This window comes from Spirosoma arcticum (genome assembly GCF_054779955.1).
The window spans coordinates 39,804-65,167 of the sequence record NZ_BAAGXG010000019.1 but is presented as its reverse complement, the minus strand read 5'-3'; the positions used below and the strand labels follow the sequence as shown (position 1 = coordinate 65,167).

Genomic DNA, 25,364 nt, shown 5'->3' with positions numbered 1-25,364 from the left:
TAAATGTTTGTTTAAATTGACGGCAAAAAAAGGGTTACCCCTTTTTAAAATCGAACACATAGCTCGTAATCATGTCCGTAACAATGTGTTTCTGATCGTCCGTAAAAACCTCAAAGCCAGCTTCGTCCATCTGCCACATCTTCATGTGCATCGCTTTTCCAATAAACAGAAACTGAACGTTCGCAAAGATCATCGGCATCAGATGCATCGCTTTGATGGGCCGGGCAGTTCCCTGTTCGATTTCCTGCTGGAGTTGCTCATCAAACATGGACTGATGAATAGCTTTCATAACGCCAATGCACGTAGCCATGCGCTCCGGGTTTCGATGAATCTCATTCATAATGAAGATTGACAAACTCGGGTTACTCTTACACAATTGGAAGTCATGCTCAATCAACTCCGCGATCTTCTCGCGCAGACCAATTGACTTGTTCATAATATCGACCATGCCCTTGAAGAACAACTGAAGCATCTCCTCGAAGACATTAATAAATAGCTTCTCTTTACTACGGAAATAGTAGTTTGTCAACGCGATGTTAATGCCAGCAGCCTCCGCAATATCCCGCGTGGTGGTCCCGTCAAAGCCTTTCTCCAGAAAGACCCGTTTGGCTCCTTCCCGGATTCGTTCTTCTGTTGACGGTGATGGCTGACAAATCATATCTTTTCTCATTGAACGGGTCAAAAGTAAGTTCTGCTTAATTAACGTCCAAGCGTTTCAAATAGTTTTTTTAAACAAACATTTAAAATCTTGTTTTAACAGCACCTGCATCTTAGTAAAGTACTACGCTCAACTACTCATCAATGCCCCCGCGCTGTGACGGGCCACGTAGCAACGGACTGATTGTCAATAATAACGCTGACGCTATCGTAGAGATTGACGGTGGGGCAAATATGAACGGGAACGCCATACCAGACTGTGCCGGGCGGGTGCCGGTGCGCATTGGCTACCCGAACGACCAAATGCTCCTCGCTTTGGCCAATGGGTACGGCGTCCGGCTCATTGAGGAATACCACGCGGGGCAGCGGATTTTCGGCCGCTACGGATTTATGGCCCAGATCCAGACACAGCGTCTGCTCATCAATGACCGAAATTACCCGCATCAGCAGCACGGCGGCCCAGTCAAACGGCAGGTCGGGCAGTTGCTGACCGTAGCCCGCGTCCCAGAACACGAACGTACCAGGGCTGACGGTCACGTCGGGACGCCGGGCGTGGATGGCAAACGTTGGCGTGCCACCCATAACAAGCGGCAATTGGACGCCGTGCGCGTCGGCGATGGCTTGCCGGACCCCGTCGGCCAGCGCGAAGGTTTCGTCGACCTGCTGGGTGCGGAGCGTTAGATCAGAAGCGCGGATATGGCCGTCGTAGCCGTGCAGACCCACTACCACCACGCCAGGCAGCGTCTGGCAGAATGCGTACAGGTCCAGTGCGTCGGCGGGGTTAATACCCGTGCGGTTCATGCCCACGTTCAGGTCGATGTACACGTCGAGCGGGTTGGCTGCGAACGTATCGGACACGCGTTGCGCCGACGTTGACGCATCAATCAGGCAAGCAAACTGAATGGCCGGAAATTCGGCCCGTAACTGAGCCAGTCGGTCTACAGCCGGGCCAACGAGCGGGTAGGCCAGCAGTACATGGTCAGCACCGGCTTCGGCCAGCATCCGGGCTTCTTTCACCGTGGCGCACTTGAATTGCCGGATGCCTTCGGCCAGCAGCAGGTCCGTTACGGCCCGCATCTTGTGCGTTTTGACGTGGGGGCGCAACCGTTCTGGCCCACCCGCCAGTTGAATTGTTTGCCGAATGTTTTCAGTAACCCGGTCAGGATAAACCAATAAGGCCGGAGACGCAATGGTGTCGGCGTTTTGAACTTCGTACCAGGGCATAAAAAGGGTGGGTTTTAGAGTGTTTGTGTGCATGAGTTTTTAGGTGTCCTCTGCTACAGCGGGCTACTAACCCAACCTAAATACATAAACACGCATACACTATACACCTACCTGTGGCACTTTCGCCACCACCTCAATTTCGACTTTGATGCCATTTCTCAAACCCGACTGTACCGTTGTCCGGGCGGGTTTGATCCCGGTGAAGTAACTGGCGTAAACGGCATTGTAGGCGGCAAAATCGGCGATGTTGGCTAAGTGAACGGTGCTTTTGACGACATCGTCCCAGGAACAGCCTGCTCCGTCCAGAATCTCGCCAATGTTCTGCATCACGCGGTGCGTTTCTTCCTCAATGGTGCCAAGCCTGATTTCACCCGTTGGGTAATGCAGGCAGGTTTGGCCCGACACAAAAAGCCAGCCGTCGCAGATGATGCCGGGTGAATAAGCGGGTGTTGTAAGCCCTTCTTTTACGTTGGGATGATAAACGGGCGTTTTCGCGGCCATAAATTAAAGAGTAATTTTCGCCCGAAAAATGGGCAATACAAATCAATAAGTGGCCACTCGCCCGATAAAATCAGGGAGAAAATTGGTTTACTGTAGGATTACCTTTTTCAGTATAACATTGGGCGGTTGAGACACTCGGCCGGAGTAAGTTAACTGAGTATTACTCATCCAGTCAAGACGATTAAAATAATAGGAATAATACTGCAGTTCCTCCTCATTTCCCGTAACCTGCTGAAGCGTATAATTGCTAAGCTTTAGCACCCAGATGGCCCGATGTCCTGAACGGTTGCTGACAAAGGCCAGGCGTTGCCCATCGGGTGAGAAGGCAGGCTGCTCGTCGAACCAGCCGGATGCCAAGAGGGTCTGAGGAGAACTTCCATCAACTGGAATACGAATTAAATTAGTAACGTATCGACTCAGTGAAGTTTCAGGTTTTCCTTGGGTGACCACTATAAATGCGTCATCAGGTGACCAGTCGATCCGACCATCCCCAAGCTGATCAGAGCCACCAGCCGGTGTGTAGACAAGTGTGCTCTTATCTTCTGTTAATGACCGCTTCCATACGCTTCTACTACTCTGCTTTTCACCCAAGGCGACGTAAGCAAGCTTCCGGCCATCGTTTGACCATTCGACCGAAAAAATATCCCGTTGCGTGTCTATTAGCCGGACAACGCCTGACTCAACCGTTTCAACCAGTAACTGGGTTATATTACGGGTAGCGGAATCTCTGCTCCCCACAAAAGCGACGTATTGGCCATCGGGCGAAAGCACAGGCAGCGATCCTGCACTTTTCAACTTACGCACACTTCCATCAGATCGTCTTACTGAGAGGCCATCAGCGCCCGCGTAAACCAAACCCGAACCGCCCCATGCCCCGTAAGAAATATAGGGTGTGTTGACAGAGAACAAGACTTCCGATATACCCAACTGGCCCGTATTTGTCGTAACCACGTTCGATTCGCTGCCCGGAAGCTTCGGATGAATAGCCCTCACCTGAGCGTAAATCATTTTTCCCTCCGGCTGATTTTGCACTACATACTCACGCACAGCACCGTCGATAATGGCTACTCTCCGCAGTTCTTTTTCGGTGCTTTCCGACACGTAAATTTCGTATCGAGCCGGGGATACAGAGTTGTCCGGCCCGTGTTCCTCAAAGTGGCGCACGGGCGTCCATTTTAGCAGGGCTCCATCACGGAGAGGTTCTATTCCTAAATATAATGGCCTTAAATACGCGCCGGGCAGTACGTCATTTTGCTTACACCCACCCAAACTAAGCAGTAAAAAACAGAGTACAGAAGTAGGTTTCATGATTTCACAGGGAAAAGCTTGTTTAACAGCTATGAAAGTAAGACCCCAATGAACCAAAAGCGTTGCAATGGTCTATCCAGGTCTTATCTTTTGCTCATAAACACGCATACACCCAAACACTCATCCCCAACGATCCAGCCCCAACAGTTTACGGCCCAGCGGGGAGAGTTCGGCGGTTTGGTAGCGGGTTTTCTCCCAGTTGCGCGGGTCGCCGGGAAACGCGTAGCCTTCGGGAGCCTGCCGCTCGCGCCAGGAGGTGATGCGCCACTGCCGCAGGGCTTCGTTGTCTTCCTGAGCGGGCATCATCGAAATATACTGCGCAATGCGGACTTTGTCGTTGGTCAGATTAGGCCGAATGCCGTGGGCCAGGGTACTGTTGAAAATGAGCAGATCGCCCGCTTCCATCTTCACTTTCACCAGGTCAAAGCCCGTCGTGTCGGGCCGGAAGCGGTTGCGGTCGGCTGGCTGGGTTAGTTTCCAGGTGTCGTAGTTCCGGTACAGGTCAGGAATGCACTGGAAACCGCCCATGTTCTCGTCGGTCTGATCGGCCAGCGCCAGTACGCCCTGCACGTTCTGCGGCCTGGTTTCGGGGTCGTAATCCCAGTGAATAAACCCTTTGAATTCGTGGCCCGGCCGGACGGGGAAGTTCAGGTTAGCGCGGTCGATGGTGACCCACAGGTTTTCGACGCCCCACACATCGACAAACGCATCGTACACGCGCGGGTACTGGCGGTTGTCCCACTCCAATTGATGATTGTAGAGTTCGACCATACCGCTGTTGGTCAGTTCCTTCATCTTCATCTCGGCACGGGGCGGGGCGTACCACGTTTCGGGTTCGGCCGGATCTTTCTCCTCGAATTCCCACAGCAGTTGGGCCAGTCGGTCGGCCTGTTCTTTCGGCACCGCCTGTTTGACGACGATGTAGCCGTTCTCCTTCCAGAATGTCCAGTCGGCCTCCGATAGCACCCGCAGGGGTTTTTCCGCGTTTGGCCCGGAGCGGTCGTTGAGACTGATAGTACTGCTGGTGGCGGTTGACGGGTTGCCGGGAATGTCTTTGTGGGCATTGTCGGGAATCATGGCGGCAGGCGTACCTGTTGGAGTCATGGTCGGCGGCATCGTTTCCATAGTCGGTTTGTGTTTTAGAGCGTTTGCTTTGGACAAAAGTAGTGGATCAATGATCGCTGGAGTTAGAACGTCAATGGCCTTTTTTTGTACTATATTGCTCCTGTTTTATCAATTTACCTCAATTTACATCAGTAGGGAGCAAAATGAAGCTTAAACTAGAACAAATTAATCCCGATGCGGATAGCTCGTTTCATATCTTGCTGACTCCGCATCTGGAAACTATTTTCCTCTGGCATTATCATCCCGAATATGAAATTGTGTATATCGACGGAGCCAGCGGCACCCGGCATGTAGGCGATCATATTTCGCGTTACGAAGGCAGCGATTTGGTGTTTATCGGTCCGAACATCCCGCACCTGAATTTTGACTACGGCGTCAAGACGGACTACCGCAAAGTGGTGGTTCAATTGAACGAGAATTTTCTGGGCGAATCCTTCTGGCGGGCACCGGAGTTCGCCGACGTTGCCCGGCTGTTTGAGCAAGCCCGCTCGGGACTGTCATTTCACGGCGAAACCAAACGCGCAGTCGGCGAGCAGTTGGAAGCCCTGGCAGCGCGGCCACCGTTTGCGCGGATGATGGCCCTGCTGACCATTTTTCAGCGCTTAGCCACCAGCGACGAGGTGACGCCCCTGCACGGGAAACCCGTATCCAATGGGTACAATCTCAATGAACAGCAGCGGCTCCGGCGGGTCTATCAATTCATCGAAGAAAACTACGGGCGCAAAATCGACATTGCCGAAATGGCCAACCTGAGCCATTTAACGACGGGCGCGTTTTGCCACTATTTCAAGCGGATGACCCGGATGACATTCACTCAGTTTGTTAATCAATTCCGCGTCAATCAGGCTCAGAAATTACTTCTGCTCGACCAGAACGTAACGGAAGCCTGTTTCGCCTGCGGGTTTGAAAGCTTATCGTATTTCAATAAAGTTTTCCGGCGCGTAACGGGCGAAAATCCACTCCAGTTTAAGAAACGGCACCGGGCTGAATAGATTTACGCCCGAAACTCATGGGCCGTTTTAATAGCGATCTGTAAATTCTGGATGGGAATATCGGTGCGGACCGTGCAGTTGGCCCCCAGGATCACGTGGGCGGGCGCGTCTTTCAACACCAGTTCCACCGCCTTCTTTACGTCGGCTGGTGTGCCCGTGGACAGAACGCCGTGGCGGTCGATACCGCCCATCACCGGGCGCTTGAACAGCTCGGCGGCCTGGCTAAGCGACAGGGGTTTGCCCTCAGCCGCCAGGGGAACATTCACGATCTGGCCGGGGTAGTCTTGAAACCGGGGCCCGAATTTGGCGTAGGCAACCTCGTAGTCCAGCGCTCACACGGATTTTTCAACAGTAACAGCCGTTCCATGACCTGGCTCGGCTGTCAACGTATAGCCTGCGCCGATGGCTTCGGCCCGTCGGTGCATATTTTCTAAACCGTTACCCGTGCGCGCCCGCTGCTGGTCGAAGCCTTGTCCGTTGTCCTGAACGCTTACCCGCACCTTCCCGCCATTTTGCTTTATCCCTAACTCGACCTCCGTCGCCTGCGAGTACTTGGCCGCGTTATGCAGGGCTTCTTTGCCAATCAGATACAGGTTTCGTACTACGTCCGGTCGTAGCGTCAGCCGTTCCAGTTCCGCATCAGCCTCGACGCTTAGCCCGATGCCCCGCGCCGTGAGGAGTTCCCGACCTACACTTTCTAATCGCTGAGCCAGTTGCCCCGCATTATTCGTATCCGAGCGCATTGACCAGACTACGTCGCTCATCTGGCTGATAGTCTGGCGGGCATTGTCGGCAATTTTGAGCAGGAGTTGATAGGAGTCGGCGTGTCGTCCCTGCTGGTGAAGGTTTTGGGCCGCTTCGGAATAAAAGGAAATACCCGAGAGGATGCCGCCTACGTCGTCGTGCAAATCGCGGGAGATTTGGTCGCGGATGGCTTGTTCGCGCCGGAGTTGGTTGATTCGGTAGCGGTAGGCGGCATAAAGCAAACCCGCCAAAACGAGACCAACCAGAATTTTGAACCAGACGGTTTGCCACCAGGCGGGTTTAATCACGACCGTCAGGGAGGTGCCTTTTTCATTCCAGATACCATCATTGTTGGTCCCTTTGACGCGGAAGGTGTAGGTGCCGGGGCCTAAATCGGTATAGCTGGCATAGCGCCGGGAACCGCTGTATACCCAGTCTTTTTCCAGGCCCACTAACTGATAAGCGTACTGGTTCTTTTGCGAGTTGGTGTAGTTCAGGGCGGCAAATTCGAAGGAGAAGAAATTCTGGTCGTGGTTGAGGCTAATCTCGTTGGCTTCGCTTTTTCCAGGCATGGGTTTGTCAAACAGCCTAAACTCCGTAATTACGATGGGCGGCACCTGCGTATTGGGCTGGATTTTCGTCGGATCGAAGGCGTTGAAGCCATTGGTACCGCCAAAATAAAGCGTGCCGTCCTTCCCTTTACAAGCGGCCCCTTCAGTATATATAGCAGTAAACATGCTCCCCTGTAGCCCTTCATCAGCACTGTAGTTGGTGAATTTGCGAGTAGCCAATGAGAACCTGGAAAGGCCCTTGTTGGTGCCCAGCCAGAGATTACCCGCATCATCTTCCAGGATAGAAAAGACCGCGTTTCCTGCCAGCCCATCCTGCTCCGTGAAGGTGGTAAACGTTTCAGTGGCATGGTCGAACCGGCACAGACCGCCTTCACCCGTCCCGAACCAGAGATTTCCTTTTGAATCTTCATAAATGCTGGAAATGGTCATGGAACTGATGCTACCCGGTTTCCGGCTGTCGTATCGATACTGCTTAAAGGCGCCTGTCTTGCGCTCAAACCGGACAAGAGCCTGGCTGCCCGGCCCAATCCACAGATTCCCTCGGCGGTCTTCCAGAATCGCCTGTACCCAGTAGTCACTAACGCGCTCGGGATGCTCGGGGTCGTAGGGGTAACTGACGGTCTTGCCCGTCCTTCGGTCAAAACTTAGGAAACCATTATCCGTGCCCAGCCAAAGCGTTCCCTGCCGATCTTCGCAGATGGTGAAAATGGGCGAAGCACCGGAATTATCCATGATGAAAGGATGATGCAGCGGATAATGGGTGAAGGAAGCATCGTTGCGGTTAAAGCGGGATAGGTAGTCTCCATTTCCTACCCAAAGGTTTCCGTCTCTGGTCTCCAGAATCGCTGTTGCTGCATCACTGCGTAAACTGGTTCCTTTTCTGGGATTGTGTCGGTACTGCGTAAACTGTCCGGTTGCCTTATTCAACATGTTCAGGCCACTTTGTATAGTGCCAACCCAGAGTACGTTCTGGTGATCTTCGCAAAGAGCAGTAATATTATTCTGGCTCAATGAATGAGCAATAACCGGATTATGGCGGTATAGCCGAAAGGGTTTGCGGTTGGGGTCTAACTTAATCACTCCTTCATGAGTAGCAGCCCAGAGAATCCCCGACCTGTCGACTACGAGTGAGATAATGGAGTTATTGATAATGCTGCCTGGATCAGCCGAATTATGCATAAAATGAGTGATGAGAGTACGGTCTTTACTCACTTTATACAGCCCAGCTTTGAACGTACCTACCCACAGGTTCCCTTCCGCGTCTTCGGCAATCCCCGTTTTCAACATTCGATAGAGATGAAGTTTACGGGTCGGGTCGAGGGGGTAATGGGTAAACTGGCCCGACCGACGGTCAAATGCATGCAGTACGCCCTCGACAGTAACTACCCACAGCACACCCCGTCGGTCTTCGTACAAGCCGGTGACGAAGTTCTGGCTCAGGCTGTTGGGATTAGCAGGATCATGCCGGTAGTGCGTGAAACTCACGCGGGAAGGCTTACCCGCCCCGGCGGCTGTCAGGTTGAGCCGGTGCAGTCCCGTTGGACTGCCCACCCAAAGTGTCCCGGATTTATCCCGCAGGGTGAGGTGAAGCCGCTGGTTGCTGCTGGGGTCAATACCCAACTGATCGGCGTAGTTCGTTGTGGAAAACTGACCCGTTTTCCGGTCAACCTGCCTTAATTCTCCTGCAAAGCTTCCCCCAATCCACAAGTTCCCTTCCCGATCTTCCTCGAATGACTGGGCAAACTTAAAGGCATACGGATTAGCGGCACTCTTCACCAAACGGGTGAACGTTTCCGTGCGCGGGTCAAATCGGCAGGTTCCTTCGCTGGTTCCCACCCAGATCAAGCCATCCCGATCTTCCCAAAGCGTAAGAACCTGATTTTTGGTCAGCGACGTTGTATCGCGGGGATCGAATTTGTAATTCGTAAATCGGTAGCCGTCGTACTTGTCTAAGCCCGTTGCCGTGCCAAACCACAGGAATCCTTTCCGGTCCTGCATGATGATTATGACAAAGTGGGTGGAAAGGCCCTGTGCGGTGGTCAGGCGTTCGAATGGCACGGTAGAATTGCCCGCTTCAACGAATCGGGTCGATTGCCCCCAAAGCCGCAGTGGATGGCCAGCCAGCCCGCTTATCAGCAGCCAGATGGCTAACCACCGCCATGAAACTGATGATTTCAGGAAGGTGTCCATAGGTAAGGAATTGAATAGTAAGCTAATGTATCGTTTATTGAGCAAACAATCCGAATGAGAATGATCTGCTCAATTCACCCGTTTACATTCTTCGTCAGAAGCCGTAGTACGTTGGGTGTTGACGTTTACCCCGGGCTTGCCAAAACTCCGCGTGTAGGCCACGCGCACAATCCGGGGTTCGTTCAGGGCGAAGGTTGTCCGGTTATCTAAGCGCAATTCCGGGACTGAAGTGACCGACCGAATTCGATTGGTCCAGAACAAATCGCTTATTGAGGCCGACAGCGTCCCCCGGTTGCCTGATAGTTTTTTCTGAACGCTCACTGTTACGTCGCCCCGGCTCAACAGCCGTCCGAATTCATTGACGGTTGGGGTAGCGTACCAGGCCGTTACTTCCGCCGTGAACGCGTGGGGCAGCCGGAATGTGTGCGACGTATTGAGTTGCCCCCCCAACTGACCAATGCGGTAGGTTTTGTTTTGGAGCGTCAGCGAAGTTTGGCCGTGCATCGCTACCAAACTGTTCTGTATCTGCCACCAGGGGCGGATGGCAACGGGCAGCGTCAGTATCAGCGTCACCGCGTTGGAGCGGTCTAAGTTGCCGGGACCGAAACCAATGGCGTTATTGGTCGGATCGACAAACGGCGCGAACCGGCTTAGCGGGTTCCGTTCGTGGCTGTAGCCCAGGGCCAGCGTGAAGCGGTTCGCTGAGTAAGAAGCCCGGACTTGGTCGGCAAACGTTGGGCGAAGGGTTGAGTTGCCCGTTGCAAGCATGGGGTCCCAAAACATGTTAAACGACGCAACCGCATCGAATGGCGATCGAGTGATTTGCCGGTGGTAGACTAACTCAACCCGTTCGCTATCCCCCAGTTTGTGGGCAAACAGCACGTTGGGCAGTAGACTACCGTACTGACGACTGACGAGCGCTACATCCTGTGCATCATGCATCTGACTGTTCGTGTACTCCGCCCGAAGCCCAACGGACAGCGTGGTTTTTCCCGAAAAACGGGTAGTCAGGTTTGCATAAGCAGCCCCGATGGTTTCGGTCAGTTGATCATTCCGGTTAAAGGCCAAATCCGACTGCCAGCCGGTTGTGGTCAGTTGACTGCGATCAACCCGGTTGAGCAGCGAGAGTCGTGATGCTTTTACCCCGACTTCCAGCGTGCTTTGCTTACCTGCGGGCCGAACGTAATCGGCCTTCACCGCCTGAATGCGGACGGGCGTTTGCCGATCTACGTTCAGGCGTGTCGGCCCGGTTTCGGTCGAAACTTCATCCGCGTTCTGGCTCCCGTACTGGTTCGGGTTGGTGTCTGTGTAGGTAAGGTAGTCGAAGTCGAACGACAGGCTGTGGCCGGGCGCGAACTGATGCTGCACATGGGCATTAGCCATTTGCTGTTTCCAGTGGCGGTTTTCGAGCATTTGCCCATCGATGCGATTCCAGCTATAACCGACACCGCCAGACCCGGTTGTGCGCTGCTCCAGCAGCATCTGATACCGGGCATCTGTTTGAGATTGGTTTACGAAGCCGGATGCCAGCAGCCCAACCGTTGTTTTCTGGCCTACGTTAAAATCGGCACCCAAGCGCAGGTTCTGATTCGTTTGTTTGACTACCCGGTTCATTGTAATGCTCATGTGCATGAGTCCGTCGCCAATTGGCTTGGTGCAGTCGTTGGAAATCTGCTGAGGAGCTTTGTCGTTTCTCATCTCGTAAGCCACGTAAAACGACGATCGTTTTTGCCGATGCGTTAGTAGCAGCGAACTCCCCGAACGTGGGTACCAACCCAGACCGCCCGTCAGGCTGATTTGGCCGGCCGTACCGAGGGAATCGGTCGCAGTTGCCTCACCGTTTACCGTCGATTGAGCGTACAAATCTGCCGAAGCAGCGCAGAGGGCGAGTGTGAGTAGCGAAGTTTTCATGACCGTAACCGTTTAGAAGACCTGATTCAGCATCGTTGAATACTGACTCAAAGTTGGCGGAACGATTAGGGCAGCACAATCCCCAAATTCGGGGTAGTGCTGCCCTTTCTTACTTCGATCAACGTGGGGTTGAAAACCGGGCGCAGGCCCTTAGTCAGCCTGGGGCCGGATATTCTGGTTGACCCGGAAGAGGTTATCGGGGTCGTAGTTAGCTTTGATGGTCGCTAAACGGGGGTAATTGTCGCCGTAGGTGGCCTTCACCCGGTCTTCGCCCTCTTCCATCATGAAATTGATGTACGACCCGCCGGCGCTGTGCGGATGCAGGTCCTGCCAGTAGTCGCGAGCCCAGTTGGTAATGGTGTCTTTGTTAGCCGGATCGGGGTCGACTCCGGCAATCACCATCGCCCAGGTCGCATCGCGGTAGCCCCAGGCGGTGGCCCCGTTGCTCACCCGCGACGCGGCCCCGTTGATGGGATACAGGTGCATGGTCGAGAGCATGGAAGGCAGGGCTTCGCCGTATTTGAGATGCAACTCGATGGCTTCGTCGTTCAGTTCGTTGACGTAGTCGCCTTTCCAGTACCATTGCAGCCCTGGTGGATACAGCGCATCGAACATACCCTGCATAGCCGGTACGGGCATGGAGCCAACCATCTCTAAAACAGGCTGCTTAAACTGCCGAATCGGCTCGAATACCTGCTCGGCATCTTCGGCCGGTCCACTGTAGCACCACACGATGCCACACATCTTTTTCAGGTGAAGGGCCTCTGGAAAGGGTGGGCCGGGTGGCACAGTCAGGAAAGCAAACCAGCCGTTCAGCGTATCGGGCGCTTCTTTGATGAAGGTTCGGTACCAGCGCAGCATGGCGCGGGCGTCGTTCATGTCCCAGAGCATCGGTCCGGCCACTACCGTACTGATGGGATACGCCCGGAACAGGAAAGACGTAACCACGCCGAAATTGCCGCCCCCGCCCCGAATGGCCCAGAACAAATCAGGATTCTCCGTTGCCGAAGCTTTCACTAACCGCCCGTCGGCCAGCACCATGTCGGCTGCGAGCAGGTTATCGATGGTCAGGCCGCACTGCCGGGTCAGGTAGCCTAAGCCTCCGCCCAGCGTTAACCCGGCCACCCCAGTTGTGCCGTTGATGCCCGTCGGCACAACCAGCCCGTGGGCGTGCGTGGCCGCGTCTAATTCGCGCAGCAGGCAGCCACCCTGTACCCGCACGGTTCGCTCGGCGGGGTTGACCTCGATATGCTTCATAGGCGACAGGTCAATCACTAACCCTTCCTGACACACGCCCAGACCAGCTCCGTTGTGGCCTCCGCCTTTCACGGCTACCAGCAGACCGTGTTCACGGGCAAAGTTGACCGACGCGATTACGTCGGTTTCGGTGGCGCAGCGGGCAATCAGGGCGGGGCATTTGTCAATCATGCCATTGTACACGCTGCGGGCCGTTTGGTAATCCGCATCGTGGGGCTCGATGAGCAGGCCCTGTAAACTGGCCCGGAATTGGGCAATGGGTAATTCGGCAGTCATCATGTTGGCTGTTGTTAAAGGGTTGGAAATAGGTAGCATTACCCGGCAGCCTAATGGTTTGTCGTCATCAGGTGGCCGGGGTACAGGCACATCTGCTTGAAGCAGACGGTAACCTGTCGCGGATCAAAATTCAGCAATAAAAAAAGGCGTGTAAATCCCCAAATGTGGTGATATATGATCCCTGATTTTGAGGATGCCGATGGAAAGAAATTGACGAGAAGACGTAAGCTGACAGGCTATACCAGCCCGTCTTTCAGGGCTTTGGCTACCGCTTCGGTCATCGACGCCACGTGGAGTTTGCGGTAAATACTTTTCATGAAGGAGCGAACCGTCTCGTAGCTGATCCCGCCCATGCGGTCGGCAATCATTTTGTAGCTCAGGCCCTCGACCAAATATTTTAGTGTTTCCTGTTCGCGTTGGGTCAGCGGATCGGCATCGGAGGGGGTAAAGCGGTTGGGCATCACCTGCCCGAAGAAACGCACCGCCTTGCGGGCAATGCTGGGCGAGAGCGGAGCGCCCCCGGCATGAGCGTCCTGCACGGCTTCGATCAAGCGGGTGGGAGTCGAGTTTTTCAGGATATAACCAACGGCCCCGGCGCATAAAGCCCGGAATATTTTGTCTTCCTCTTCAAATACCGTCAGCATCACGATGTTGATGAGCGGGTACTTAGCGTGGATGGCCTGCGTCGCCTGAATGCCATCGAGACCAGGCATCTCAATATCCATCATGATAACATCCGGGCTGATATCGCCAACCTGCCGGTCCCAATTGAGGGGATTGGGGAATGCCCCAGCCAAATCAATGCCAGGCATACCATCGAGGAGCATCGAGAGGGCGTCGCGAATGGCGGTATTGTCCTCGTAGAGAAGTACACGCATCAGAGTAAGGACTTATTAGATTGTTCCGGTAAAGTACGGTGATGCACAGGCGGTAATCAATCCCCGAATTTGGGGGTCTCAAAAAGTGATGCCATTCTTTTATTCATCAATCCAGACTGTAAAGCCAGGCAGGTAGCCATCGGTACAGTTGTTCCAGTCGGGCAACTGAGCATTCACGATGCTGAGCGAAGTTTCCGGAACACCTTCGGGCGCATTTGCGTAATTTTACCGAAAACAGTCGATACAGCGCGATTGACGACTAACTGATTTTTCATGGCCGACAAAAAGCCCCTGATTTTAGTAACTAACGACGACGGCATCACTGCCCCCGGCATCCGAACCCTTGTCGAACTCATGCAACAACTCGGCTCAGTGGTCGTGGTGGCCCCCAACAGCCCGCAGTCGGGTATGGGGCACGCGATTACCATCGCCGACCCGCTGCGGCTGTATCCATCCGAGATTTTTGGCGACGTGCCATCCTACGAATGCTCCGGCACCCCCGCCGACTGCGTTAAGTTAGCCAAGCACCACGTGCTGAAAGACCGCGCCCCGGACCTTGTCGTCAGCGGCATAAACCACGGCGGCAATACCTCCATCAGCGTCCTGTATTCGGGTACCATGTCGGCGGCCATTGAAGCCGCCATCGAAGGCATCCCGGCCATTGGCTTCTCGCTTGGCGATTTCACGCGTCAACCCGATTTTTCACACGCCCACGAGCATATTCTGACCCTTGCCCGGACGGTGCTGGAGCGGGGTATGGAACGCGGCACGGCCCTGAACGTCAACTTCCCGGCCCGCGCTGCTGAGCCGCTCAAAGGCATCCGCATCTGTCGGCAGGCCAACGCCAAATGGCAGGAAGTGTTCGAGGAACGGCGCGACCCCAATGGTCGGCGCTATTTCTGGTTGGCAGGCGAATTCGTTAACTTCGACACCCACGCCGAAGACACCGACGAGTACGCCCTATCGCAAAATTACACCTCGGTTGTCCCCTGCCAGTATGACCTGACGGCATACAGCGCAATGGACGCGCTGAGAGCTTGGAACCTATAATTATTAATGATGAACGATGGCTTTTGCACCCGTTCATCATTCATCCGCACGGGCGGCCCCGATTCATAATTCATCATTAGAAAATGGCCCTATTAGGCAGTATGCTCAAAAGCGGTATCCGACTGACGAATGTTGTTCGGCTACGCAAAATCAATCCAGGGCGGCAGCAGCGCAAAGCGTTTCGTAAACTCGTGGGCAAAGCCCGGTTCACCGAATTTGGGAAGACCTACCAGTTTGAGGAATTGCTCAGCGCGGCCGAGTTTGGAACGGACCGGGAGTTCTACGAAAAGTTTACTCAATACGTCCCCATCCACGATTATAATAAAATGTTTGAAGGCTGGTGGAAACGGTCACTGGCGGGTGAGCGCGACATCGCCTGGCCGGGGCGGGTGAAGTACTTCGCGCTTAGTTCGGGTACGTCAGAAGCAGCCTCCAAGTACATTCCAGTCACCAAGTCCATGTCGAAGGCCATTCAGCGGACGGGTGTCCGGCAAATTCTGACGCTCGGCCGATACCAGAGCCTGCCCCCGCAACTCTACGAAAAAGGTTGCCTGATGTTGGGCGGCAGCACCGACCTGAACCTGCGCCAGGGTCACTACGAAGGTGACCTCAGCGGTATCACGGCCAGCCGCATTCCGGTCTGGTTCGAGCGATTTTACAAACCCGGCAAAGACATTGCGCAGGAACGCGACTGGTCGGTAAAGCTGGCCGAAATTACCGAGCAGGCCGCTAATTGGGACATTGGCTACGTGGTGGGGGTTCCGGCTTGGATTCAGTTGCTGATGGAGAAGATTATTGCCCATTACAAGGTCAAAACCATTCACGACATCTGGCCCAACCTGATGGTATTCTGCCACGGGGGCGTGTCGTTCGAGCCGTACCGGGCTGGTTTCGAAAAGCTCCTCGCCCACCCCATCACCTACATCGAAACGTATTTGGCCTCGGAGGGATTCATTGCTTACCAGACCCACCCCGACGCCGAGGGAATGCAGTTAGTGCTCAACAACGGCCTTTTTTTCGAGTTTATCCCCTTCAACGAACAGAATTTCTCGCCCGATGGCGACTTAGTCGAGAAGCCGCAGACGCTGATGATCGACGACGTGGAGGAAGGTAAAGAATACGCCCTGCTCCTGTCAACCTGCTCCGGCGCGTGGCGCTACCTCATTGGCGATACGATCCGGTTTATCTCTAAAAGCCGTTCCGAAATCGTCATCACGGGCCGAACAAAGCACTTCCTGAGTTTGTGTGGCGAACACCTGTCGGTCGACAATATGAACAAAGCGGTCGAGATGGTATCGGACGAGCTGAGTATTTCCATCCGGGAGTTCACCGTTGCCGGGATAACCCACGACACCCTGTTTGCCCACCACTGGTACGTCGGCACCGACGATGCAGTGGATGCCACTGACCTCCGCAACCGCCTTGACGCCCGGCTCGTTGAACTCAACGACGACTACGCCGTTGAACGGAAACACGCGCTTAAAGAGATCACCGTAACGGTGCTTCCCACCGCCACCTTCTACAAGTGGATGGCATCGAAAGGCAAGATGGGCGGGCAGCACAAGTTCCCCAGGGTGCTGAAGAAAGGATTAATTGCCGAGTGGGATGCGTTTTTAGCGGCAGTGTAGCCCCTCACCGGAACGCCGGACCGCCCCGGCCCCTCTCCCATGGGGAGAGGGGCCGGGGCGGTCCGGCGTTCCGGTGAGGGGTAGCGGTGAGGGTCCTACTCACTCTGCACCGTGCTGGCTCCGCTCGTACGCTGCCGCACGGTGGGCGCACCCCGGTAGCGGATAGTACTGGCTCCGCTGGCATCGGCCACCAGCGCATTGCTCACGCTGACAGTGGCTTTGCTGGCTCCCGATGCATTAACCGCAGCTTCACCAACGGGGTATGGAAAAGCTTGCAGCGTCGACGCGCCGGACAATTCCGCCGAGAGTGCCGTTCCCCGCCCGTTCAGTTGCAGCGTCGATGCACCCGACAAGTCTACCGTCGTTCGGGCGGCATCCCCACTAAGTTCACTTTTGGAAGCTCCCGACAGTTCGATACTCAATTCGCTTAAGTTGATGAAGCCGGTAATGCTGGATTGGCTGGCTCCCGAAAAGGCAACACCCCGCACCGTTGGCATCGTGATCGAAAACGAAGTTTGGTGCTGCCGATTGCGATTCGTCCGGTATTTGGCGAATAGCGTACTGTTGCGGATATATACGTCCAAATCATCCAGATTCCGCCGGTCTCCTTCGGCCACAATGCCGAAAGCAGGCCCGGCTTGTACAGTAATGTCAAAGGCGCTACCCATATCGAGCCGGTTGAAGCCGGTCAGCGCGTAGGTTTGTTTATCGCCCTGATAGGGGCCAACGTCTTCCCGGATACAAGCGCTCAGTGACAGTATGAGCAGGGCAATACAACTGAAGTGGTACAGTGAGGTGCGTTTCATGGTTTTGATTTTTGTGATTTATCGCTTTTCAGACAGTCAATCAGTTCATTACCCCTACGAAGAGAGAAATAATTTTGACATAAAAATTCTAAACAGCGTCAGCGTTACGAATTGCCAAACCGCAGCCCGGCCTGGAACCCGATCCAACCCCAGTGGCGGGTGTTGCCGAAATCCGTCACGCGGTCGGCGAAGAGCGAAACGGCGGGTTGGGTGCGCGGCCGGGTGGTGCCGTCGGTGCTGAAATACCAGTTAGCCGATGGCCCAAATGCGAGGGATACCCGTGGGGTAAGTTTGGTTTCCACCAGCGCACTCAGCCGAATCTGTTGGTTCCAGCCGGTGTCATTTATACCAAACGCACTGTCAGTCCGGTCAAAGTAGAACAGGTGATGTGCCGTCGCTTCAACCGAAATCAGCGTCCGCTGCGACCGACCAAATGCCGTACCCAGACCGTATCCAGCGCTCAGTTGGGGGCTGTCCATCCTCCCGAAACTGCTGCCGACCGTGACGATATTATACAGCCGCCGGACGCCCGTGCGATAGGTTACGTTGAGTAGATTGACCTCGTTGACCGACAGTTCAAACCGCCGGAATCCACCCTTTTGCACGTGGCTAAGCAACCCAATCGGCACCGTACCCGACGAGTCGGCGATGTTGATTAATCCAATCTGATGGCCACCCGTGATGCGCCGGGCCCGGTTGACGATTCCGGCAATCTGCCAGCCCCGCACGTCGCGGTGGGTGTAGTTGACCAGACCCGCCAATTGAAGGCCGTTTACGGATTGCCCGGCGATGTTCATCAGACCACCCACTTGAACCCCACGAGTTAATTCGCCCCTTGTGAAATTGAACAGGCCTCCGATTTGGATGCCCTGTGCCTGCTGCTGATTCAGGTTGAACAGGCCGCCCGCCTGAACGCCCCGCACCGCGCCCCCGTCAATATTGAACAGGCCAGCCACCTGCACGCCATCGACCTCACGACCAACCACGTTCCCCAGACCCGCTGCCTGCACGCCCCGCACGTCGGCCTGAACGAGGTTCAGCAGGCCACCCACCTCAACGGCGCGAACGCCGAACGAATAGCCCACTAAGGCGTTGACGGAGATACGGTTAATGATGCGCCCGCTCAACCGGAGATTGGTGCCAATGTAAGGCAAAAACGACACCTGCCAGTCGCGATAGAGCGTATCGCGGCTCAGGTTGACGTCGTGAATGGCCTGCTGCGCCGAGACGAACAGCCGCGTCATACCCATCCGCCCCCGCTCCAGTACGGACGCTACCAGTCCCGGCGGGGTTGAGTCGATGGCGGCTGTCAGCACCTGAACCGGCTCAACCGGCACGGTGGCGAGTGGCAGGGGTACCGTCGGCCGGGTCGTATCGGCGCTCATCCGAATCGACAGCGCCTGCACGGGAGTGTTTTGGGGCAGGGGCATCAGGCGGATGCTGACCGAGTGCGTGGTTTTGGCCCGAATGGTGACTGTTTCACCCACGTATGCCTGTTTGCGCACGTCCAGCCGGATAGCAGACAGGTTGGTAGGCAGGCGAATGCGGTAATACCCGAACGGGTTACTAACGGTAGAAGCCAGCGTTGTTTTCTCGAAAATACTGGCCTGCGCAATGCGCTGCCCGGTCAGTTCATCCAGAATATAACCGTCTAACTGAAAGTTTTTGGGAGCCGGATCGGGCGGGTCAGCGGGGAGCAGGATGACGTGGTTACCGCGCGATTTGTAGGTCATACGGGTAGCAAATATCTGGTTCAGTACCTGACGGACGGGAACATTGCTCAGCCGGACGTTGACCAGGGCACTCCGGTCGACGCGACCTGGGTTATACGAAAACTCAAACCGCCCCTCGCGGCTGATCTGACGCAGCGCTTCTTCGACCCGCTGGTTGCGAATATCAATCGAAATTAGCCGGTCGAGTGGTGGGGTAGACTGTCCCAGCAGGCGGGACGTCAGGAGCAGGCACAGCAGAAAAAAGGCGTAGCGAATGGGAATCATGGGCTGGTGTTTTTTAGAGCAGGACAGCCGACTGGACGGTTACCCCTATCCTACCGGCATCCGGTTCCGTCCAGAATCACCCGCTGGCCCTCGCGCCGGACGCGCAAACCCAGTGTTTCGGCCGTGACGGCAAGGACAGCCTCCAGCGGAGCATTGTCGAAGCGGGTAGTTAGGCGACAGTTACCAAGCTGGGCGTTTTCGAGCCGCACGTCGGCCTCATACAGCTCATTGAGCGTCTGCACCACATCGCGCAACGGCGTCCCCTCAAAAACCAACTGCCTGGTTTTGTAAGCAAACACATTCGGATTGAGTTGCAGAGACCGGCGAATGCTGTCGGCCGACGGCACATAAACGCCCTGCTGATTTTGGGTGAGCATCACGGCGCTACGACCACTGGCAAACCGGACCTTACCCGTCCGGACGGCCACGCTGACGCTGGCATTGTAGGCCCGCATCGTAAACGACGTACCCAGCACCTGCACCGTAGCTTGGCGTGCCCGGATGCGAAACGGCCGCGTGGCATCGGGGACAACATCAAAAAAAGCTTCGCCGTTTAGCGTAACGTCGCGCTGGTTAGCGGCAAACTGGGCTGGGTAGTGCAGGGCTGACCGTCGGTTGAGTAGAATTTTGGTGCCATCGGGCAGGGTTTTATTGAGTGGTTTATCGGTCGTGATTATGGTCAAAAATTGTCGGGATTGATCAGCAGGCGTTTTTTGCTCATCATACCAATGCATCAGCCAGCTCAGACCCAAAAACAGCGTCAGGACTGCGGCAACCGGCAGAAGTGACCCACGGCCCCGTATCCGCCAATTCGGCTGTTTTTGGTGCTGCCGAACGGGCAACGGCTTGATAACCGGCTCCGGTCCGGACGCGGGGCGCATGTCGGGGGTGTGCATCTTCTGCCGAACGGTTTTCCAGGCCGCATCCGTGTCAACGGGCGATGCGTCGGGCGGGGTGGCGGCTTGCCAGATGCGCTCGAACCGGTCAAAATCAGTCGGGTCGGGGGCAGACCGCTGATTAGCCAGCCACTGCGTCACCCGCGCCGACTCGCCGGGGTCGGTTTCGCCCGCCAGGAATTTACCCAGCAAAGCATCATCTATCGGTAGTTGGTCGGCCATATCTTTATTAATGAACAATGCATAATGAATAATGCATAATGATAACCAAGAGTAGATACGGAGTCAGACTGTTAAGCCATTGCGCATTATCCATTAGCCATTGTACATTATTTATTACAAGTAGCAGGGGCAAATAATCACTCAGTTCAGTACGCAGGATGCGCAGGGCTTTCCCAATCTGGTTCTCGACCGTTTTTGGTGAAATGCCCAGTTGATCGGCGATTTCTCCGTACCTCAATTCCTCAAACCGGCTTAGCGTAAACGCCAGTCGGCACTGTTCAGGCAACTTCTGGATGGCCATGCGCAGCCGGTCGGACAGTTCATCGCCCAGCAGCCTCTGCATCGGCGACTCGGCGGTCGTTTCGGCTACGTAGCGCGCGTGTTGCTGGTACTCGTCGCGCACGGCAAAATGCTTGATCCGGTTCAGACAGCGGTTGTGCACGGCCCGGAATAAATACCCCTTCAGCGAGGTGGTAATAAACAGGCCGTCGCGCCTTTCCCACAGCGCCAGGAACATCGCCTGTACTTCTTCCTCGGCCTCATCGGCATCGGTCAGAAACTGGCGGGCGTAGCGGCACAACGGCGCATAATGCTGCCGGAATATGATCTCATAGGCCCGTTCGTCGCCCTGCCGAATGGCCTCAATAGCGTCCTGCTCCGTTGGTTGCACTGCGCGGGGTGGATGGATGATGGAATGAGGCAAAACTATCATTTTTGCGGAACATACGGGTATTAGCGCCATGACACCTATCGGCCGGTTTACCCCTACGCGGTTTTTGACAAAATCACATGGCCCAATCCTTGGGGGGTAGCTTACCTGCCGAGCGCATAAATACGTAGAAAGCCGCTACTTTTGCCCTATGACACCCCAACAACCACTTGATTCAGATGCAGAAAGCGATGTGCGTTTTCATCAACTGGCCGATTTCATACCCCAACTCGTCTGGACAGCCCGACCCGATGGCTATTTAGATTACTACAACAAACAATGGTATGACTATACGGGCTTCGAGGAGGGGTATGGCGATCAAAGCTGGCTACCCATTCTTCACCCAGATGACGCTCAGTTGTGTTTGGATGCCTGGTATAATTCGGTGCAGACGGGGGAAGAGTACGAAATTGAATACCGGTTTGTCGATCGCAAAAAGCCGGGTGAGTATCGGTGGTTTTTAGGTCGTGCCTGCCCCATTAAAAACAGCAGTGGACAGATCATAAAGTGGATTGGAACATGCACTGATATTGATGACCAAAGGCGGAAGTCTGAAACGCTGGAGCAACTGGTGGTCGAGCGGACGCGGCAATTGGATCAGGCGAATACCCGATTGAAACACTCGAATGACAGACTCCAGCATTTTGCGTCAGTAGCCAGTCACGACTTGCAGGAACCCCTGCGTAAAGTTTTCGCATTCAGCCAGTTGCTGGCTGAGCAATACAGTCAGGAATTAGGTAGAGATGGGGTTGATTTGTTGGGACGGATGCAACGGGCCGTCGAGCGGATGTCGGGTTTGATCCGCGATATTCTTGGCTATTCCCGGCTGACTACGCAAACAGCAACGCCCACTCTGGTCAACCTGGGCGACGTAGTTAGCGAGGTACTCAGTGATTTGGAACTTACCATTCAGGAAAAGCAAGCCATTATCCGGGTGGACTCGCTGCCCACCGTTACTGGCGCAGCGTCCCAGCTTCGGCAACTGTTCCAGAATTTGCTCGGTAATGCGCTTAAATTTCAGGCGAGTGGCACCAGGCCGGTTGTTGAGGTGACGGTAAACCAGACCAGCCCCCGGGCAATGCCACCGGAATTAGCCCCTTCATTGGAATCGGATGAAACCCTTTTTTGGGAAATAAGCATCGTCGATAACGGCATTGGCTTTGACGAGCAGCACCGGGAACGCATCTTTCAACTGTTTGAACGCCTGCATGGTCGTAGCCAGTACGAGGGTACGGGCATCGGTTTAGCCCTGTGCAAACAAATTGTTGAGCAGCACAATGGATTCATCACCGCCCGTAGTCAGCCCGGTGCCGGAGCTGTTTTTTCGGTGTATCTGCCTGTTTCGTCAGTCCAGTTTAACGGTGATCAATAAAGCACTCAACTTGCACCAACGAACTAAAGTACAAAGCCTTTGCATCTAATTTTGTTCGTCCACTACAGCCGAATTTATGGTGTGAAAACTTACCTTAAGAATTATATATTTGCTCGTTGCTTGAGGCTAATCAACTCACCTGGTCAGTAAATTCTTTTCTCACCTCTAACGTGTTCACCTATGTCTGCTTCCACCCGCAACATCATCGCCTGGGTTCTGCAAGTGCTGCTTGGCCTTGCCTTCATTGCATCCGGTTTCAACAAACTCCGCGACTTACCGGCCACAATAGGCATGTTTGGTAGTATGGGGCTACCCAGTGTACTGGCTTACGTCGTCGGCGGGGCCGAGGTACTGGGCGGTATTGGCTTGTTGATACCGCGCTTCACGCGCTTAGCCGCGATGGGCCTTATCATCATTATGATTGGCGCCGTGTTCATGCACGCCACTAAAATTCCCGGTGGGCTGGCCGGTGGAATACCAGCCATTGTCCTGCTGGTGCTACTGGGCGTGCTGTTGTGGCTGCGTCAGCCGGTGTATACAGCGAGGGCCTGAACAACGAATTATAATCGACCGGCATAGGGGATGTTCGATGCATAGTTGTCAGGAAGCTGAACTAACGCATCCATCCCCATGTCCTCGTTCTTCCAGCGGCTCCTGCTGACCGGTTCCTGCCTGATCTCGCTTTCGCTCCACGCGCAATCCTTAACGCAAACCATCCGGGGCACCGTGGTGGACCAAAGCCTGCAAACACCCCTGCCCGGTGCCACCGTCGTGGTCCTCGGTGCCACTCCGCTCAAAGGCACGAGCACCGACGTCAGCGGCCAGTTTCGGCTGTTGCAGGTGCCCGTGGGTCGCCAGACGCTGCAAATCAGCGTAGTGGGCTACAAACCCGTTACGCTGCAAAACATCATAGTCGATGCGGGTAAGGAACTGGTGCTGACCATCGCGCTTGAAGAAGCCGTTGGTCAATTGTCTGAAGTGACGGTGAAGCCAACCGTTGAAAAAGACAAACCTATCAATGAAATGGCGGCTGTGTCGGCCCGGACGTTCTCGGTCGAAGAAACCCAGAAGTTTGCCGCTGCCGTTAATGACCCGGCCCGCATGGCCACCGCGTACGCCGGGGTCGTCGGGGCCGACGACGGGGGCAACAGCATCGTGATCCGGGGCAACGCGCCCAATGGACTGCTGTGGCGCATGGAAGGCGTCGAAATTCCCAACCCCAACCACTTTTCGGACCTGGGTACGGCCGGGGGCGGCATCTCTATTTTAAGTGCGCAACTGCTGGCCAACTCCGATTTTCTGACGGGGGCATTTCCGGCGGAATACGGTAACGCGCTGTCGGGCGTGTTCGATTTGAGACTGCGCCGGGGCAACAACGCCAAACGCGAATACACCGTGCAGGCGGGTGTACTGGGCTTAGACGTAGCCGCCGAAGGACCGATTGCGAAGGGGTACGAGGGCTCGTTTCTGGTTAACTACCGCTACTCAACGCTTGGTCTGCTCTCGAAACTGGGGCTTAACGTCGGCACGGGCGTAAATGTGTTTCAGGACCTTTCATTCAACGTGTACCTGCCAACGCGACGGGCCGGAGCGTTTACGGTTTTTGGCTTCGGTGGCCTGAGCAGTAGCAAAGTCAGCGCCCCAGCCGACTCGACCAAATGGGTATACGACTACGACCGCTACAGCGAAAATTTCCGGGCCAACACGGGCGCGGCCGGGCTGACCCATACCCTGCCGGTTGGTCGCCGGATGCTACTAAAGACAGTGTTACTCGCGTCGGGCTACGGAAATCGCTACCGTAGCACGGTACTCCAACCTGCCGATGACTACTCCGCTTCGGAACGGGCAAATGAAGCCTACACGACGCAGAAGCGTATTCTATCCTCGACCTTAACGTACAAAATCAACGCGCAGCATACGATTCGCACCGGACTGATTGGCACGCAGCTTATTTATGACCTTGCCCAAAAATCGTGGGAGCCGGAACAGAATCGGATACTCACCCGCGTTCGGGTAAATGACCAGACCAGCACCATGCAGGCCTTCGGACAGTGGAATTACCGGCTGTCGGAGAAGCTGACCATCAACGCGGGGCTGCATTACCTGCGCCTGCTGCTCAACGGCACGTCGGCCCTGGAACCGCGCGGTTCGGTGCAGTGGGCGTTTGCGCTCAACCAGTCGGTGAGTGTTGGCTACGGACTGCACAGTCAGATCCAAAACCCGGCAACGTATTTTGTGATGCCCGCTGATTCGGCTGGTGCAGATAACAGCTTAGCATCCAATCGAAATCTGGGATTCACCCGGTCGCACCACTACGTACTCGCCTACGACCGACGGCTGACGGATCACCTTCGGCTGAAGGTCGAAACGTACTATCAGTGGCTGTTCAACATTCCGGTCAGTGCCCGTCAGCGCGATTTCGCCATCATCAACCGGTTCGACGGCTTCACCGATCAGCTATTGACCAACACGGGTCGCGGCCGAAATTACGGGCTTGAACTGACGCTGGAGCAGTTTCTGCACAACGGGCTGTACTTCCTGCTGTCGTCGTCGCTGTACAATTCGGAGTACCGGGCGTCGGACGGAATTTGGCGCAGCACCCGCTGGAATGGGCGTCACGCGCAGAGTCTGCTGGTGGGCAAGGAATGGGGCAGCGGCTCGAACGTGTTTAGCCTGAACCTGAAACTCAGCTACTACGGCGGCTACCGAACCACGCCCATCAACATAGCCGAATCAGAACGATTAAGCGAGACGGTTTACGTAGACCGTCAGTCGTTTACGGAGCAGCTTCCGGCATATTTCCGGCCCGACGTTCGGCTTAGCTGGAAGAAAAACCGCCCCCGCTCGACCCGTACGCTGTCCCTCGACGTGCAAAACGCCGTGAACCGCCAGAACGTCTACAACCGCTATTTCGACCCCGCCAGCGGCACTGTCAAAACCTACTATTCCACCGGACTTATTCCGGTGCTGAGCTACCGGGTGGTGTTCTGACCGCGCTTCGTACGCCTGTTGGGCCTGATACAAACGCCGAATCGAGCGGCAGCGTAGT

Annotated in this window: 20 protein-coding genes; 6 read left to right on the top strand and 14 right to left on the bottom strand. The window is 55.1% G+C overall.

Going from position 1 to position 25,364, the window contains the following annotated elements; genetic code table 11:
* Positions 1-34 precede the first annotated feature (34 nt).
* From ACYVHB_RS27890 to ACYVHB_RS27870, 5 genes are all read right to left on the bottom strand, one after another.
* The gene (locus ACYVHB_RS27890; RefSeq protein ID WP_461055180.1) at positions 35-658 is read right to left on the bottom strand and encodes a TetR/AcrR family transcriptional regulator; all 624 of its coding nucleotides are present in this window, start codon (positions 656-658) and stop codon (positions 35-37) included.
* Between the two features lie 140 nt (positions 659-798).
* The gene (locus ACYVHB_RS27885) at positions 799-1,881 is read right to left on the bottom strand and encodes a D-TA family PLP-dependent enzyme (protein WP_461055179.1); all 1,083 of its coding nucleotides are present in this window, start codon (positions 1,879-1,881) and stop codon (positions 799-801) included.
* 99 nt (positions 1,882-1,980) lie between these two features.
* Positions 1,981-2,382 (bottom strand): Rid family hydrolase, encoded by a 402-nt coding sequence (locus ACYVHB_RS27880; RefSeq protein WP_461055178.1) that lies wholly within the window; start codon positions 2,380-2,382, stop codon positions 1,981-1,983.
* 87 nt (positions 2,383-2,469) lie between these two features.
* On the bottom strand, positions 2,470-3,690 hold the full coding sequence (locus ACYVHB_RS27875) for a TolB family protein (protein WP_461055177.1): 1,221 nt from the start codon (positions 3,688-3,690) through the stop codon (positions 2,470-2,472).
* A gap of 120 nt (positions 3,691-3,810) precedes the next feature.
* Positions 3,811-4,815, bottom strand: a complete 1,005-nt coding sequence (locus ACYVHB_RS27870) for a phytanoyl-CoA dioxygenase family protein (RefSeq protein ID WP_461055176.1) — start codon at positions 4,813-4,815, stop codon at positions 3,811-3,813.
* 143 nt (positions 4,816-4,958) lie between these two features.
* On the opposite strand from ACYVHB_RS27870, the gene ACYVHB_RS27865 reads away from it, so the two are divergent.
* On the top strand, positions 4,959-5,807 hold the full coding sequence (locus ACYVHB_RS27865) for an AraC family transcriptional regulator (RefSeq protein WP_461055175.1): 849 nt from the start codon (positions 4,959-4,961) through the stop codon (positions 5,805-5,807).
* Positions 5,808-5,809: 2 nt separating this feature from the next.
* On the opposite strand, the gene ACYVHB_RS27860 is transcribed toward ACYVHB_RS27865, so the two are convergent.
* From ACYVHB_RS27860 to ACYVHB_RS27840, 5 genes are all read right to left on the bottom strand, one after another.
* Positions 5,810-6,073, bottom strand: coding sequence for a uroporphyrinogen decarboxylase family protein (locus ACYVHB_RS27860; RefSeq protein WP_461055174.1), 264 nt, complete (start codon positions 6,071-6,073; stop codon positions 5,810-5,812).
* Between the two features lie 66 nt (positions 6,074-6,139).
* Positions 6,140-9,313 carry a sensor histidine kinase gene (locus ACYVHB_RS27855; RefSeq protein ID WP_461055173.1) on the bottom strand — a complete coding sequence of 1,058 codons (3,174 nt, stop codon included), beginning with the start codon at positions 9,311-9,313 and terminating at the stop codon, positions 6,140-6,142.
* A gap of 69 nt (positions 9,314-9,382) precedes the next feature.
* A complete protein-coding gene (locus ACYVHB_RS27850) occupies positions 9,383-11,224 on the bottom strand; it encodes an outer membrane beta-barrel family protein (RefSeq protein WP_461055172.1) in 1,842 nt (613 codons plus the stop codon).
* Between the two features lie 150 nt (positions 11,225-11,374).
* Positions 11,375-12,760 (bottom strand): FAD-binding oxidoreductase, encoded by a 1,386-nt coding sequence (locus ACYVHB_RS27845; RefSeq protein ID WP_461055171.1) that lies wholly within the window; start codon positions 12,758-12,760, stop codon positions 11,375-11,377.
* A gap of 233 nt (positions 12,761-12,993) precedes the next feature.
* Positions 12,994-13,635 carry a response regulator gene (locus ACYVHB_RS27840; protein ID WP_461055170.1) on the bottom strand — a complete coding sequence of 214 codons (642 nt, stop codon included), beginning with the start codon at positions 13,633-13,635 and terminating at the stop codon, positions 12,994-12,996.
* Positions 13,636-13,908: 273 nt separating this feature from the next.
* Here ACYVHB_RS27840 and surE point away from each other — a divergent pair, with 273 nt between their 5' ends.
* Both surE and ACYVHB_RS27830 read left to right on the top strand, forming a co-directional pair.
* The gene (gene surE, locus ACYVHB_RS27835) at positions 13,909-14,685 is read left to right on the top strand and encodes a 5'/3'-nucleotidase SurE (protein ID WP_461055169.1); all 777 of its coding nucleotides are present in this window, start codon (positions 13,909-13,911) and stop codon (positions 14,683-14,685) included.
* Between the two features lie 83 nt (positions 14,686-14,768).
* Entirely contained in the window at positions 14,769-16,313 is a 1,545-nt protein-coding gene (locus tag ACYVHB_RS27830) for a GH3 family acyl-acid amido synthetase (RefSeq protein WP_461055168.1), read from the top strand.
* Positions 16,314-16,408: 95 nt separating this feature from the next.
* Here ACYVHB_RS27830 and ACYVHB_RS27825 read toward each other — a convergent pair whose 3' ends face one another.
* The 4 genes from ACYVHB_RS27825 to ACYVHB_RS27810 all read right to left on the bottom strand — a co-directional run bounded on the left by ACYVHB_RS27825 (position 16,409) and on the right by ACYVHB_RS27810 (position 20,904).
* Positions 16,409-17,119, bottom strand: a complete 711-nt coding sequence (locus tag ACYVHB_RS27825; RefSeq protein WP_461055167.1) for a head GIN domain-containing protein — start codon at positions 17,117-17,119, stop codon at positions 16,409-16,411.
* Positions 17,120-17,223: 104 nt separating this feature from the next.
* Positions 17,224-19,116, bottom strand: coding sequence for an STN and carboxypeptidase regulatory-like domain-containing protein (locus ACYVHB_RS27820; protein WP_461055166.1), 1,893 nt, complete (start codon positions 19,114-19,116; stop codon positions 17,224-17,226).
* Positions 19,117-19,166: 50 nt separating this feature from the next.
* Positions 19,167-20,234, bottom strand: a complete 1,068-nt coding sequence (locus tag ACYVHB_RS27815) for a FecR family protein (RefSeq protein ID WP_461055165.1) — start codon at positions 20,232-20,234, stop codon at positions 19,167-19,169.
* 7 nt (positions 20,235-20,241) lie between these two features.
* Complete coding sequence (locus tag ACYVHB_RS27810; RefSeq protein WP_461055164.1) at positions 20,242-20,904, bottom strand: RNA polymerase sigma-70 factor; 663 nt, start codon at positions 20,902-20,904, stop codon at positions 20,242-20,244.
* 190 nt (positions 20,905-21,094) lie between these two features.
* On the opposite strand from ACYVHB_RS27810, the gene ACYVHB_RS27805 reads away from it, so the two are divergent.
* From ACYVHB_RS27805 to ACYVHB_RS27795, 3 genes are all read left to right on the top strand, one after another.
* A complete protein-coding gene (locus ACYVHB_RS27805) occupies positions 21,095-22,315 on the top strand; it encodes a sensor histidine kinase (protein ID WP_461055163.1) in 1,221 nt (406 codons plus the stop codon).
* Between the two features lie 180 nt (positions 22,316-22,495).
* Complete coding sequence (locus tag ACYVHB_RS27800) at positions 22,496-22,867, top strand: DoxX family protein (RefSeq protein ID WP_461055162.1); 372 nt, start codon at positions 22,496-22,498, stop codon at positions 22,865-22,867.
* Between the two features lie 78 nt (positions 22,868-22,945).
* The gene (locus ACYVHB_RS27795; protein ID WP_461055161.1) at positions 22,946-25,306 is read left to right on the top strand and encodes a TonB-dependent receptor; all 2,361 of its coding nucleotides are present in this window, start codon (positions 22,946-22,948) and stop codon (positions 25,304-25,306) included.
* Positions 25,307-25,364: the final 58 nt, after the last annotated feature.